This is a genomic window from Micromonospora sp. Mcm103 (assembly GCF_024519755.1).
GTDB classification, from domain to species: domain Bacteria; phylum Actinomycetota; class Actinomycetes; order Mycobacteriales; family Micromonosporaceae; genus Micromonospora; species Micromonospora aurantiaca.
The window spans coordinates 348,567-361,388 of sequence record NZ_JALJRJ010000001.1; the positions used below are offsets into that span (position 1 = coordinate 348,567).

Consider the following 12,822-nt stretch of genomic DNA (forward strand, 5'->3'; position numbering starts at 1 on the left):
GTCAGGTGCCGATGTCGCGGGGCAGGTAGGCGCGCAGCGCCTCGAACTGGGCCACTGTCAGGTAGGACGGGTTCGCCGCCTGCGGCTGCCGGAGCACCTCCGCGCCGGCCAGCCGCGGGTCGGCGCGCAGCACCTCGCGGCGTACCCGCAGCGGCTCGTCCAGGATCGTCAGGTCCAGCGGCGCGGTCCACGCCTCGCCCGGCGCACCCGGCTCCGGCGGGGCGGCGATCCGGCCGACGCCCCAGACGCCGTACGGCGCCCGGCCCCTGCTGCCGCTGGCCCAGAACACGACCGGCTGACCGGCGCGCATCAGCCGTACCCGGTAACCCGGTCGGACGCACCAGCCGGTGACGCGCGGGTCGGCGACGAAGCGGGCCGTCAGGTCCACCGCGTCCGCGTTCCCCTTGATCAACCACGCACCGAGGTCGTCGACTGCCACCCGCCGGTCGCTCATTCGCCCATTCTGCGGCTCACCGGCCGCACCCGCGCGGCAGGCGTCCCGGCCCGCCGGTGCGGGGGCCACGTGAGGGTGGTCATAACCGCTGGACGACCGCCGCGGCGGTGCTGCTAGCCTTCTGGGCAGGTCATGAGCGCCAGCGCGAAGCCCCGGCTCGCTGGCCGGCAACCCTCCTCCGCGGTGGGGTGCCCCGGGTGAAGACCAGGCACCGGCAGCCGCCGGTGCAAGCGTGGCCTGGCACCCAGGTCAGCAACAGACCAGGGAGACCGATGTCCGCACCACCCTCCACCCCGTCCGGCGACGTCGCCGCGTACCCGGCCCGCTTCGCGCTGGTCAAGCGCCGCCACGTCGACCTGATGCGGGTGTGCAGCGACGCCTGTCGCCTCGCGCGCTGAGCGAACGCCACTCCTCCTTTCCCCGTTCCACCCTTCTCCGGCCCGGCCGTCCGTCCGGCGGGCCGGCGTCGACGCGCACCGCGCGCGTCCATCCACTCTGGAGAGACATCGTGCGTTTCCGTACCGTCCTGACCCGTGCCGCCGCCGTCGGCGCGGCCGCCCTGCTCGCCGTCACCGCGCTCACCGCCTGCGGCAACGACGACACCGCCGCGGCCGACAACCCGTACGGCCTGCTCCAGCCCGGCGTGATCCGCGCCGGCACGCTCACCGACGCCCCGCCGAACGTCTTCCTGAAGGACGGTGAGTTCACCGGCTTCGACAACGAGCTGCTGCGTGCCGTGGCCGCCAAGATCGACCTGAAGGTGGAGTTCGTCGGCACCGACTTCTCCGGCCTGCTCGCGCAGGTCAACAGCGGCAAGTTCGACGTGGGCAGCTCCTCGATCACGATCACCGAGGCGCGCAAGAAGACAGTGGACTTCGGCAACGGCTACGACTTCGGCTACTTCGGCCTGGACGTGCCGGCCGGCTCCTCGATCACCGGCTTCGACCAGCTCGCCGGCAAGCGCGTGGTGGTGGTCCAGGGCACGGTGCAGGACGACTACGCCACCAAGCAGAACCTCGACCCGGTGCGGGTGCCCGACTACAACAGCGCGATCAACCAGCTCAAGGCCGGTACCGCTGACGCCTGGATCGCCCCGGCCGAGATCGGCGACAAGTCCGCCGCCGACAGCAACGGCAAGATCAAGGTCGCGGCGAAGCAGCTCAGCCCCACCCCTACCGCGTACGCGGTGGCGAAGGGCGACGACAAGCTGCGCGAGGCGCTGAACAAGGGCCTCGACGAGGTCATCGCCGACGGCACGTGGAGCCGCCTGCAGGCCGAGTACTACCCGGGGCGGCCGATCCCGGCCGACTTCAAGCCGGGCAGCGGGTCGGTGGCGGTGCCGTCGCCGTCGGCCGCCTCCTGAACCGGTAACCGAGCACGAGCGGGGCGGACGGAGCGGACATGGATCCACTGAGCACGCTGTGGGAGACGTTCTTCGACTGGGACTCGATGCGCGAGGCGCTGCCCGAGATGCTCACCGTCGGGCTGCCCAACACGCTCACCCTGGCGGTCTCCGCCGCCCTGCTCGGCTCGGTGCTGGGCATGCTGCTGGCCGTCGCCGGCATCTCGCGTACCCGATGGTTGCGGTGGCCGGCACGGGTCTACACCGACGTGTTCCGCGGCCTGCCGGCCGCGGCGACCATCCTCCTGATCGGCGTGGGCCTGGCGCCGCTCGGCATGCAGGTGTGGGGCCCGAACCCGTATCCGCTGGGCGTGCTGGCGCTGTCCCTGATCGCCGCCGCCTACCTCGGTGAGATCTTCCGGGCGGGCATCCTCAGCGTGGAGGCCGCCCAGTTGGAGGGCGCGCGGGCGCTCGGCTTCTCCTGGGGCGAGGCGATGCGCCTGGTGATCATCCCGCAGGGCGTACGCCGGGTCCTGCCCGCCTGGGTCAACCAGCTCATCGCGCTGATCAAGGACTCCAGCCTGGTCTACTTCCTCGGCCTGCTGGCCAGCCAGCGGGAGCTGTTCCGGATCGGGCAGGACTACGCGGCCAACACCGGCAACCAGTCCGCGCTGCTGCTGGCCGGGCTGTTCTACCTGGTGCTGACCGTGCCGCTGACCCACGCGGTCAACTGGCTGGACCGGCGGCTGCGGCAGGGCCGCCCGGCCGCGCCGCCCGAGCCCGAGCCCGACGCCGAGCCGGCGGATCTCACCCCGTCCGGAAAGGACCCGCGATGACCACCACCACGACCTCGGTCAGCCTGGCCGTCCGCGACGTGCACCTGGCCTTCGGCGCGCACCGGGTACTGCGCGGCGCGGACCTGGACGTGGCCCGGGGAAGGGCGGCCTGCGTGATCGGCCCGTCCGGCTCCGGCAAGTCGACGCTGCTGCGCACCATCAACCGGCTGATCGAGCCGGACCGGGGTGACGTGCTGCTGGACGGGCGCAGCGTGCTGCGCGACGACCCGGACGCGCTGCGCCAGCGCATCGGCATGGTGTTCCAGCAGTTCAACCTGTTCCCGCACCTGAGCGTGCTGCGCAACATCACGCTGGCGCTGCGCAAACTCAAGAAGATGAGCGAGGACGAGGCGGTGGCGCTGGCCCGCGCCCAGCTCGACCTGGTGGGCCTGGCCGGCAAGGCGGACGCGCGGCCCGCGCAGCTCTCCGGCGGCCAGCAGCAGCGCGTCGCCATCGCGCGGGCGCTCGCGCTGCGCCCGCAGGTGATGCTGTTCGACGAGGCGACCAGCGCGCTGGACCCGGAACTGGTGAAGGGCGTGCTCGCGGTGATGGCGGACCTGGCCGCCGCCGGGATGACGATGGTCGTGGTCACCCACGAGATGGGGTTCGCGCGCAGCGTCGCCGACACGGTGGCGTTCATGGACGCGGGCGTGGTGCTGGAGGCCGGGCCACCGGAGGCGGTGTTCGAGGCGCCGGAGCACCCACGACTGCGACGCTTCCTGTCCCAGGTGCTGTGACAGACCCGCGGCCTCAGCCCTTCACCGCGCCGATCAGCACGCCCTTGACGAAGTGCCGCTGGATGAACGGGTAGACCGCGACGATCGGCGCGACGGTCAGCACCACCACCGCCATCTTGACCGCCTCGGTCGGCGGCATGGTCACCCCGCTGCTGCCGCCGGAGGTGTGCGGGGCCTGCCCGGCCAGCAGGTAGCTCTGGAGCACCCGCTGGATCGGGTACATGTCGTTGCGGTCGATGAACAGCAACGCGTCGAACCAGACGTTCCAGTAGCTGACCGCGTAGAACAGGCCGACCACGGCGATCACCGCGCGGGACAGCGGCAGCACGATACGCGCGAGCGTCCGGAAGTCACTCGCGCCGTCGATGCGGGCGCTGTCCAGCAGTTCCGACGGGATGCCCTGGAAGAACCCGCGCACCACGACCAGGTTGAACACGCTGATCGCCGGCGGCAGGACCAGCGCCCAGATGGTGTCCTTCAGGCCCAGCCCGGTGACCACCAGGTAGCGCGGCACCAGCGGCGGATAGACCAGGAACGGGATCAGGAAGTACGCCAGCAGCCAGCGGTGGCCCAGCGAGCCCGGCCGGGACAGCCCGTACGCGGCGAGCACGGTGACGGTCAGCGCGATGGCGGTGCCGAAGACGGTGACCAGCGTGCTGATCCACAGCGCCCGGGTCACCGCACCGCCGGCGAAGATCGTCTCGTACGCGGACGTGTCGATGCCCCGGGGCACGACCACCAGACCGCCGGCCCGCGCGATGGTCTCCCGGGAGGAGAGGCTGGTCACCAGGATCACCCAGAGCGGAAAGAGTACGCCCGCCACCAGCACGGTGAGCAGGACGGCCTTGAGCCCCTGGCCGACCGGGGTGGGCGGTTCCTGCCACACCGGCCGGCGGGATCGGTCGCCGGCGGCCCGGCGGATCAGCGTGGTCATGACTTCGAGTAGATCCCTCGTTCGCCGAGCATGTGCGCCACGCGGTTCGCGGCCAGGATGAGAACCAGCCCGATGACGGCCTTGAACAGTCCGGCCGCGGCGCCGTAGCCGTAGTTCCCGGTGGCGATGGAGAAGTGGTAGACGAAGGTGTCGAGCACCTCGGCGGCCTGCCGGCCGACGGCGTCGCGTTGCAGCAGGAACTGCTCGAACCCGACCGAGAGCGCGTCGCCCAGCCGCAGGATGAGCAGCAGCACGATCACCGGGCGCAGGCCGGGCAGCGTGATGTGCCACAGCCGCCGCCACCGGCCGGCGCCGTCCGCGGCGGCGGCCTCGTAGAGGTTCTGGTCGATGGTGGACAGCGCGGCGAGGAAGACGATGGTGCCCCAGCCGACGTCCTTCCACACCGCCTCGACGGTGACCAGGACGATGAACGTGTCCGGGTTGGTCATCACGTTCCACGGTTGCATCCCGGCCTCGCGCATGCTCTGGGCGAGCAGCCCGGCGCCGCCGAGCATCGCGACGAAGAACGTCACCACCAGTACCCAGCTGAAGAAGTGCGGCAGGTAGACGATCGTCTGGATCAGCCCGCGCAGCCGGCTGGACAGCAGGTTGTGCAGTGCGATCGCCAGCAGGATCGGCAGCGGGAAGAAGAAGACGAGCTGGAACGCGGTGATCGCCAGCGTGTTGCGGAACGCGTCCCAGAACGCCGGGTCGTCGAACAGCAGCTGGAACTGCCCGAAGCCGATCCAGTCGCTGTGCAGGAACGCCTGCCAGGGGTTGTCGCCCAGGTAGGGGTTGTAGTCCTGGAACGCGATCACGTTGCCGGCGATCGGCAGGTAACTGAAGATCAGCAGGATGAGGAAGCCGGGCGCCACCATGGCGAGCAGTTGCCAGTCCCGGCGCAGCCGGGTGCGCAGCGGCACCCGGCGGCGGGACGGGCGGCGTCGGGGCGGGCGGCCGGGTGGGGCCGGCGCGTCCGGCCGGGCCCGTTCGGGCCCGGCCAGGACGGCCGGCTCGTTCACCGGCCCTCCTTGGGCAGCGAGTCGGCGAGCAGCTTGCGGGCCTCCTCGCCGCCGTTCGCCTTCCACTCCTTGACGATGGCGTCCACGTCGCTGAGCGGCCGGCGGCCGCGCAGCACGTCGGTGAACTTGTCCTCGGTGGGCACCTGGTTGGCCTTGTAGGCCGCGGGCATCTCCAGCTTCACCCCGGCCCAGGGGTTGGGCTCCATGTGCTTGACCATCTCGTTGGAGTACGCGAGCACGTCCGGCACGAAGCGCGGGGTGTCCGGGAACGGCCCGATGGTGGGGTTGCGGCCGCTGATGAAGAAGTACTGGTTGGCGATCTCCTTGAACGCCAGGTCGGTCTTGACGGGACCGTTCGGTGACGGGGTGTGGTGCTTGCCCGCGACCCCGAAGTCTCGCAGCTGCGCCTCCTGGCTGCCGAGCGGCGCGGAGCACCAGTTGATGATCCGCAGCAGTTCCTGGACCCGGTCCTTGCCGAGGCCCTTCTTGACGAACGTGTAGGAGATCGGCTCGTCGTCGCCCCAGACCAGCGGGTCGCCGCCGGTGGCGGAGAAGATCGGCACCGGCTGGATGTTCAGCTTCGGGTTGGTCTTCTGGTGCTCGGCCTGGGCGCCCTGCCAGAAGCCGACGCCGTCCTGGAGGAAGACGATCGCGCCGTTCTTGGCGAACAGCTGCTTGGCGTCCGCGCCCTTGCTGGCCATGATGTCCGGGTGGACCAGGCCGTCCGCGTAGATCTTGGCCATGACCTCCAGCGCGCGGCGGAACTCCGGGGTCTCGTACTTGAACTCGGGGGTGCCGTCCGGCTTGACCCGCCATCCGCCCTTGTGGCCCGGCACCTTGTGGAACATCTGGATCATGGCGAAGACGTCGTTGAACGCCCACACCTTGCGCGCCGGGTCGGTGACCTGCTTGGCCGCGGCGAGCAGGTCGTCCAGGTTCGCCGGCACGCCCAGGCCGCGGGCGTCGAGCACGTCCTTGCGGGTGAACAGCGCCCACGGGAACGGGCCGTCCGTGGGGTTGGGCACGGACATGATCCGCTCGTTCCACACCGCACGCCGCCAGGCCCCGGTGGGGAAGCTCGCCAGCATCGGGTACGCGGCGGCGGCGTCGCCCTTGAGGTGGTCGGTCAGGTCCTCGAAGAGCACCTTGATCGCCTCGGCGAAGCGCGGGATCTTCTCCACCTCCCACCCCGGCACGCACAGCAGGTCCGGTACGTCCCGCGCGCCGAGCATCGCGTTGAGCTTGTCGGCGTACGTGTTGCCGTCCTGGATGGTGAAGTTGACTGGTACGCCCAGCTCGGCGTTCACGGCCTGGAGGTAGGCGCTCTGCGCGGCTCCGGGCGGTGCCGGACCCCAGGCGGGGGTCATCGCGGTGGCCTGCTTGCCGCTGGTGCCGGGCTTGTCGGTGATGGCGTCGACGAGGTTCGCCGGGTAGCTGGTGTAGCCGTCGGGCACCGGACGCGTACCCGTGATGTCGGGTTTGATGCCGCCGGGCAGGTCCTTGCGGGTGGGCAGCAGGCCGGAGACGGCGTCGAGGTTCTGGGCGGCGCCGGAGCCGGCCGGCTTCTCCGAGCAGCCAGCGAGCAGCGGGCCGGTGGCGGTGGCGGCCACGCCGAGGCCGACCAGGCCGAGGAAGCGGCGGCGGGAGGAGCCCGGGTCGGGGTGGTGCGCGGTCATCGGTCCCCCTTCGGGAAGGGAAGCGCAGCGGATTAGTTCGTATGGATGGTCAACAAACTAATCACGACCGTGAGCTTGCACAAGGGCGGACCGCATCGACACGACGGTCAGGCCGGGCAGCGGTCGGACAGCGCGTACCGGGTGAGGACCACGTCGCCGATCTGGCGTACCTCGACCACCCGGGCGCGACGGCCCGGGTGCCACGGGAAGCGGCCGTCCCCGACGAAGCGCGGCGCCCGCCCGTCCCCCACGAAGAACGGCGCCACGACCAGGTGCAACTCGTCGGCCAGGCCGGCGGTGAGGAACTGGCGGTGCATCGAGCCGCCGCCCTCCACCATCAGGCGCGTCACCCCGCGCCCGGCCAGGTCGGCCACCACCGCCTCCGCGGTGGCCGGATCGCCCGCGTCGACGACAGTGGACACCGCGCCCACCTGCTCGCGGGCCTTGTCCACCACGCCGCTCGGGCAGTACACCAGCTTGAGCCCGTCGCCCGCGGTGAAGAACCGGGCCCGCGGGTCGAGGTCGCCGCTGCCGGTGACGGTCACCTTCACCGGCGACGGCGGCAACCCGCGCGTCACCCGCTCGGCGCGCCGGTGCTCGCTGCGCACCAGCAGGCGGGGATCGTCGCGGCGCACGGTGGCCGCACCGACCAGGATCGCGTCGCAACCGGCCCGTGTCGCGTCCACCCGGTCCAGGTCGTCGTCGTTCGACAGCAGCAGCCGCTCGGTGCTCGCGTCGTCGATGTAGCCGTCGATCGACATCGCGCAGCTGAGCAGCACGTACGGGCGGGTGGTCACGGCACGAACGGCAGGTCGAGGGCGTGATCGGCGCGGGTCACCTTGGCCGCCAGGTAGCCGGCGTTGGCGGGCGACAGGTGCACGCCGGTGGACACCCGGTCGGCCACCTTCACGCCCAGCCGCTCGAGCTGGGCCGCCTTGTCCGGGTTGTTGCTGAGCAGGGACACCCGGTCCACGCCCAGCGCGGCGAGCATCTGCGCGGCCACCGTGTAGTCGCGCTCGTCCGCGCCGCGCCCGAGCGCCAGGTTCGCCTCGTACGTGTCGAGGCCGCCGTCCTGCAGGGCGTACGCGTCGAGCTTGGCGTACAGGCCGATGCCGCGCCCCTCCTGCCGCAGGTAGAGCAGGTAGCCGCCGGCCTGGGCGATCCGCTCGACCGCCTCGCGCAACTGCGGGCCGCAGTCGCAGCGCTGGCTGCCGAACACGTCCCCGGTGAGGCACTCGCTGTGCGGGCGGACCAGCGGCGGGTCGGCGTCGGCGTGCTCACCGAGACCGAACGCCAGGTGCTCGCGGCCGTCGACGAGACCGTGGAAGGTGTGCACGCGGGCCGTGGTCACGTAGCCGTCGGGGAACCGGAGCGGAACCGTCACGCGGGTCCGGACCGTCGCGGTGGGCAGCGTTTCGTCCATGGTTCTCCTGTCGTCCGGTCGCCGGGCGGACCCGGCGACGCACACCTCGCTCCCCCACCGTAGGCGGGATCACCGACAGTTGCCGGGCTCGCGCCGGGGCAGCCGCCGCGCGAGCAGCACCGCGGCGCCGGGGAGGCTGGCCACCAGCACCAGCGCGCCGTACACCATGCCGGTCGCCACACCCTGCGCGGCGGTCAGCCCGGCCGAGGCGAACGCCCACGCGGCCACCCCCTCGCGCGGCCCGAAACCACCCACGTTCAGCGGCACCGCCATCGCCAGCAACGCCAGCAGCGTCAGCGGCAGCAGGTGCGACAGCGGCGCGTCCGTGCCGGCCGTGCGAGCGGCCACCACGAACGTGGCCAGGTGACCGGCGAACACCACGGTCGAGGCGACCACCACGCCGGCCCAGGTCCGGCGGCCCAGCACGCCGGAGCGGACGTCGGCGACAGCGGTCCGGGCGGCCCGGGCGAAGCGGGACGCCCCGGAGCGGGGCACCGCGCGGGCGGCGAGCACCAGCGCCAGCGCGACCACGGCGAGCACTGCCGCCAGCGCCGGCAGGTACCGGCGTACCGGCGACGGGAACGCGGCGAGCAGCGCCACCGCGATGACCACCTGCACCACCTGCCCGGCGGTGCGCTCCCACACCACCGCCCGCACGCCCCGGGCCACGTCCCCGGCGTCGCGGCCGTGCCGAACCGCCCGGTGCACGTCGCCGAGCACGCCGCCGGGCAGTGTGGAGTTGAGGAAGACCGCCCGGTAGCAGTGCGCCACCGCGGCGCGCATCGGCAGCCGCACGCCCAGCCCACCGGCGACCAGCGACCAGCGCCAGGCGCAGCAGACGGTGGTGATCACGCCGATGCCGAGCGCGGCGGCCAGCGCGGGCGCGTCGATCAGCCGCAACCCGGCCAGGAACGGGCCGGTGCCCACCGACGCGACGAGCGCGGCGAGCACCGCGAGCCCGAGCAGCGGGCGGAGCCAGGCTCCGCCCGGCCGAGCCCGGCGCGGTGGCGCGGGTGTGACAGCCGGTACGGGTCCGGCGACGGCGACGTGTGACAAACGGTCCTCCCTCGTTCCCACCGGTTGTCACGTGCCAGCACCCGGTTCGGTTCAGCCGGTGAGCAGGTCCGCGTGGTGCAGCACCACGTCGAGCCGCCCGGCGGCGGCCTCGGCGAGCCGCCACTTCTGATACGTCGCGGCGGGCCCGGACAGATGCGGTCGTTCCTCGATCGCCGCGTCGACCCAGCCGGTGAGCCACTCGGCGGCCAGTTCCGCCTGCTCCGGGCCGAGCCGCCACGGGGTCGGCCGCACGAGCGTCCCGACGCCGTGGCGGCGGAAGGCGGCCACCGTGACGTCCACGGCGTCCGGCCCGAGCAGCACCCGGCCGTCGACGGTGCGGCGCTGGTGGGCGTTGAACGCCGCGGTCAGCTCGGCGTCCAGCGGGTCCGGCGGGGTGAACTCGGCCCGTCCGGTCACGGTCAGCGCGAACAGCGTCGGGTGGCCGGCGCAGGCGGCCGCCATCCGCTCGACCTCCTCCGCGGTGAGCATGTCCAACAGCGCCGACGCGGTGATGAGGTGGGCGTCGGCCAGGTCGGCGGCGGTCAGCCGGGTGACGTCGGAGCCGCGCGTGGTCACGGTGACCTCGGCGCCGTCCGCGGCGGTGAGCCGTCCGGCCCGGGCCAGCGCCAGCAGGTCCGCGTCGCGTTCGTGCAGCACCCAGCGCTGCGGGCCGGGCAGCCGGGGCGCGAGCCAGCGGGCCATCGATCCGGTGCCGCTGCCCAGGTCGTGCACGACGAGCGGCCGGCCGGCGGGCAGCCGATCGCGGACCGCGTCGGCCAGCTCGGTGCTGCGGGCCGCCGCGTCGGCCGGCTCGCGCAGTCGCAGCCAGTCCGCGAAGCCGGGCGGGAGTGAGGTGGTCATGCCGCGGTCGCCTCCTTCAGTGCCGTCGCCAGCCGGTCCACGGTGACCGTCCAGCCGGTGAGGGTGTGCCGCCGCTGCCGGGCGGCGCGGCGCAGCCGGTCCCGCAGGCCCGGGTCGGTGAGCCAGCGGCGCAGCGCCGCGGCGGTCGCGCCCGGGTCGCCCGGCGGCACCAGCAGGCCGGGCCGGTCGCCGTCGGGGGCGTGCCCGAGCGTGTCCGGCAGGCCGCCGGTGTCGCTCGCCAGCACCGGTACGCCCCGGGCCAGCGCCTCGGTGACCACCATCCCGTACGTCTCCCGCCGCGACGGCTGAACCAGCAGATCGGCCGCCGCGTACGTGGCGGCCAGGTCGGGGCCGGTGCGCGGACCGGTGAACCGGACCCGGCCGGCGAGACCGGTAGCGGTGAGCCGCCCGCGCAGCCGGTCGGCGAACGCCCGGTCCCGGTCCGGTGGACCGACCCAGTCGCAGGTCCAGTCCAGGTCCGCCACCTCGGCGAGCGCGGCGGCGAGCACGTCGTGGCCCTTCACCGGGGTGACCGCGGCGACGCAGAGCAGCCGTCCCCCGCCGGGCGTGCCGTCGGCGACGGGCGCCGGGTCGACGCCGGGTGGCGCGACAGTCACCCGTTCGGGGCGCAGCCGGTAGCGGTCGAGCAGCCGGTCGCGGGTCCACGCGCTGGTGGCGACCACTGCGGTGGCCGCCGCCAGTGACCGTGCCTCCGTCTCGCCCTCGATCGGCAGGTGCACCAGGATCACCAGGCGCAGCCGCGCGGCGTGCGGGGCGAGCACGTCCGGCACGGTCGAGGCGACCAGGCCGTCGAGCAGCACCGGTACGCCGTCGGGCAGCCCGCCGAGCAGCCCGGCCAGGTCGGCGCGTTCCCCAAGCCCCGGATGCGGCCAGCCGCCGGGTACCTGGTGTTCGCGTACCGTCCAGCCACGCGCGGCCAGACCCCGGCAGACCCGGCGGTCGTAGGCGTTGCCGCCGCTGGGGTCCGCCGGGTCGTCGATGTCGCCCGGCAGCACCACGTGGACGACTGTCATCCGGTCAGAGCGACCGCTCGTAGCTCGCCCACGCGATGTGCGACTCGTGCAGCGTGACGGTGATCCCGGCCAGGCCGCGCGCGCCCTCCCCCAGCCGGCCGGCCGTCACCGCGTCGGCGAGCCGGTCGGCGATCGTCCGCGCCAGCACCTCGGTGGTGGTGTTCACCCCGGCGAAGGCGGGCTCGTCGTCGAGGTTGCGGTAGTTCAGCTCGGCGAGCACGGCCCTGAGCTGCTCGGTGGCCAGCCCGATGTCGACCACGATCCCGTCGTCGTCCAGCTCGGCGCGGCGGAACGTGGCATCGACGACGAACGTCGCCCCGTGCAGCCGCTGCGCCGGGCCGAAGACCTCGCCGCGGAAGCTGTGGGCGACCATCATGTGGTCCCGGACGGTCACGCTGAACACGATCACTCCTCGCCGTAGGTGATGAGATGACACAGCGCCGGAAGCTCACCCGAGGCGAGCCGGTCCAGCACGTCGGGCAGGTCGTCGAAGCGGGACCGGCCGGTGAGCAACGCGTCGAACACCGGGTCGGCCAGCAGGTCCAGGGCGAGCGCGAGCCGGTCGGCGTAGCTGCGGTCGGCCCGCCGGGGCGAGACGGTGCCGACCTGGCTGCTGCGGATGCCCAGCCGTCGGGAGTGGAACGCGCCGCCCAGCGCCAGCGTGACCGGCCGGTCGCCGTACCAGCTCAGCTCCAGCACGGTGCCCTCGGGGCGCAGCAGCTCCAGGCCGCGTTGCAGCCCGTCGGCGGTGGCGCTGGCGTGCACCACCAGGTCGCGCTCGCCGGTGGCGTCGGCGGGTGTGGCGAAGTCGGCGCCGAGCGCGGCGGCCATACCGGCGCGGGCCGGGTCGGCGTCGACCAGTTCGACGCGTACGCCGGGGAAGCGGGTCAGCAGCGCGGTCACCGCGCAGCCGACCATCCCGCCGCCGATCACGGTGACCCGGTCGCCGACCAGCGGGGCGGCGTCCCACAGCGCGTTCACAGCCGTCTCCACGGTGCCGGCCAGCACGGCGCGCTCGGCCGGTACGCCGTCCGGCACGACGGTCACGGCGTCGGCCGGTACCACGTACGCGCTCTGGTGCGGGTAGAGGCAGAAGACGGTACGGCCGAGCAGCCGCTCGTCGCCCGCCTCGACGGTGCCGACGCTGAGGTAGCCGTACTTGACCGGCGCCGGGAAGTCGCCCTCCTGGAACGGCGCGCGCATGGCGTCGTGCTGGTCGGCCGGGACGCGGCCGGTGAACACCAGCGTCTCGGTGCCGCGGCTGACACCCGAGAAGCGGGTGCGGACCAGCACCTCACCGGGGCCTGGGTCGGCGAGCCGGACCGGCCGGATCTCGCCCTCGCCGGGGGCGCGGAGCCAGAACGCGTGGGCGTCGACCGTCACGAACTCTCCTCTTCCCCGCATTCCGACCGAGTTGTCGATCATAAACACGGAAGCGGGGCATCAG

General features: G+C 73.1%; 15 protein-coding genes and 1 riboswitch. Of the genes, 4 read left to right on the top strand and 11 right to left on the bottom strand.

The features are described 5' to 3' along the window. Window position 1: 1 nt before the first annotated feature. Entirely contained in the window at window positions 2–454 is a 453-nt protein-coding gene (locus OC439_RS01655) for an EVE domain-containing protein (protein WP_262011841.1), read from the bottom strand. A 128-nt stretch (window positions 455–582) separates the two neighbouring features. Further along, a riboswitch (SAM riboswitch) is annotated at window positions 583–693 on the top strand. A gap of 33 nt (window positions 694–726) precedes the next feature. Here OC439_RS01655 and OC439_RS01660 point away from each other — a divergent pair. The 4 genes from OC439_RS01660 (at window position 727) to OC439_RS01675 (ending at window position 3,369) form a co-directional block, all read left to right on the top strand. After that, entirely contained in the window at window positions 727–852 is a 126-nt protein-coding gene (locus OC439_RS01660; RefSeq protein ID WP_013286752.1) for a hypothetical protein, read from the top strand. A gap of 110 nt (window positions 853–962) precedes the next feature. After that, window positions 963–1,817, top strand: a complete 855-nt coding sequence (locus OC439_RS01665; protein WP_262011842.1) for an ABC transporter substrate-binding protein — start codon at window positions 963–965, stop codon at window positions 1,815–1,817. Between the two features lie 38 nt (window positions 1,818–1,855). Next, complete coding sequence (locus OC439_RS01670; RefSeq protein WP_135240538.1) at window positions 1,856–2,632, top strand: amino acid ABC transporter permease; 777 nt, start codon at window positions 1,856–1,858, stop codon at window positions 2,630–2,632. Continuing rightward, a complete protein-coding gene (locus tag OC439_RS01675; protein WP_262011843.1) occupies window positions 2,629–3,369 on the top strand; it encodes an amino acid ABC transporter ATP-binding protein in 741 nt (246 codons plus the stop codon). Before OC439_RS01670 ends, OC439_RS01675 begins: the two co-directional genes overlap by 4 nt. A 13-nt stretch (window positions 3,370–3,382) precedes the next feature. Here the strand turns inward: OC439_RS01675 and OC439_RS01680 are convergent, their stop codons facing one another. The 10 genes from OC439_RS01680 to OC439_RS01725 form a co-directional block, all read right to left on the bottom strand. Then, window positions 3,383–4,303 (bottom strand): carbohydrate ABC transporter permease, encoded by a 921-nt coding sequence (locus OC439_RS01680; RefSeq protein ID WP_262011844.1) that lies wholly within the window; start codon window positions 4,301–4,303, stop codon window positions 3,383–3,385. Beyond that, window positions 4,300–5,325 (bottom strand): ABC transporter permease, encoded by a 1,026-nt coding sequence (locus OC439_RS01685; protein ID WP_262011845.1) that lies wholly within the window; start codon window positions 5,323–5,325, stop codon window positions 4,300–4,302. The genes OC439_RS01680 and OC439_RS01685 overlap by 4 nt, the downstream gene beginning before the upstream one ends. Next, the gene (locus OC439_RS01690; RefSeq protein WP_262011846.1) at window positions 5,322–7,001 is read right to left on the bottom strand and encodes an extracellular solute-binding protein; all 1,680 of its coding nucleotides are present in this window, start codon (window positions 6,999–7,001) and stop codon (window positions 5,322–5,324) included. The genes OC439_RS01685 and OC439_RS01690 overlap by 4 nt, the downstream gene beginning before the upstream one ends. 107 nt (window positions 7,002–7,108) lie before the next feature. Then, complete coding sequence (locus OC439_RS01695; protein ID WP_262011847.1) at window positions 7,109–7,798, bottom strand: RibD family protein; 690 nt, start codon at window positions 7,796–7,798, stop codon at window positions 7,109–7,111. Continuing rightward, window positions 7,795–8,424 carry a GTP cyclohydrolase II gene (ribA, locus tag OC439_RS01700; protein ID WP_262011848.1) on the bottom strand — a complete coding sequence of 210 codons (630 nt, stop codon included), beginning with the start codon at window positions 8,422–8,424 and terminating at the stop codon, window positions 7,795–7,797. The genes OC439_RS01695 and ribA overlap by 4 nt, the downstream gene beginning before the upstream one ends. Before the next feature lie 69 nt (window positions 8,425–8,493). Beyond that, entirely contained in the window at window positions 8,494–9,390 is an 897-nt protein-coding gene (locus OC439_RS01705) for a YbhN family protein (RefSeq protein ID WP_262012001.1), read from the bottom strand. A gap of 141 nt (window positions 9,391–9,531) precedes the next feature. Next, complete coding sequence (locus tag OC439_RS01710; protein ID WP_262011849.1) at window positions 9,532–10,341, bottom strand: class I SAM-dependent methyltransferase; 810 nt, start codon at window positions 10,339–10,341, stop codon at window positions 9,532–9,534. Beyond that, window positions 10,338–11,375 (bottom strand): glycosyltransferase family 4 protein, encoded by a 1,038-nt coding sequence (locus tag OC439_RS01715; RefSeq protein ID WP_262011850.1) that lies wholly within the window; start codon window positions 11,373–11,375, stop codon window positions 10,338–10,340. The genes OC439_RS01710 and OC439_RS01715 overlap by 4 nt, the downstream gene beginning before the upstream one ends. A gap of 4 nt (window positions 11,376–11,379) precedes the next feature. Further along, a complete protein-coding gene (locus OC439_RS01720; RefSeq protein WP_262011851.1) occupies window positions 11,380–11,778 on the bottom strand; it encodes a 6-pyruvoyl trahydropterin synthase family protein in 399 nt (132 codons plus the stop codon). 2 nt (window positions 11,779–11,780) lie between these two features. Next, the gene (locus OC439_RS01725) at window positions 11,781–12,800 is read right to left on the bottom strand and encodes a zinc-binding alcohol dehydrogenase (protein WP_402810877.1); all 1,020 of its coding nucleotides are present in this window, start codon (window positions 12,798–12,800) and stop codon (window positions 11,781–11,783) included. Window positions 12,801–12,822: the final 22 nt, after the last annotated feature.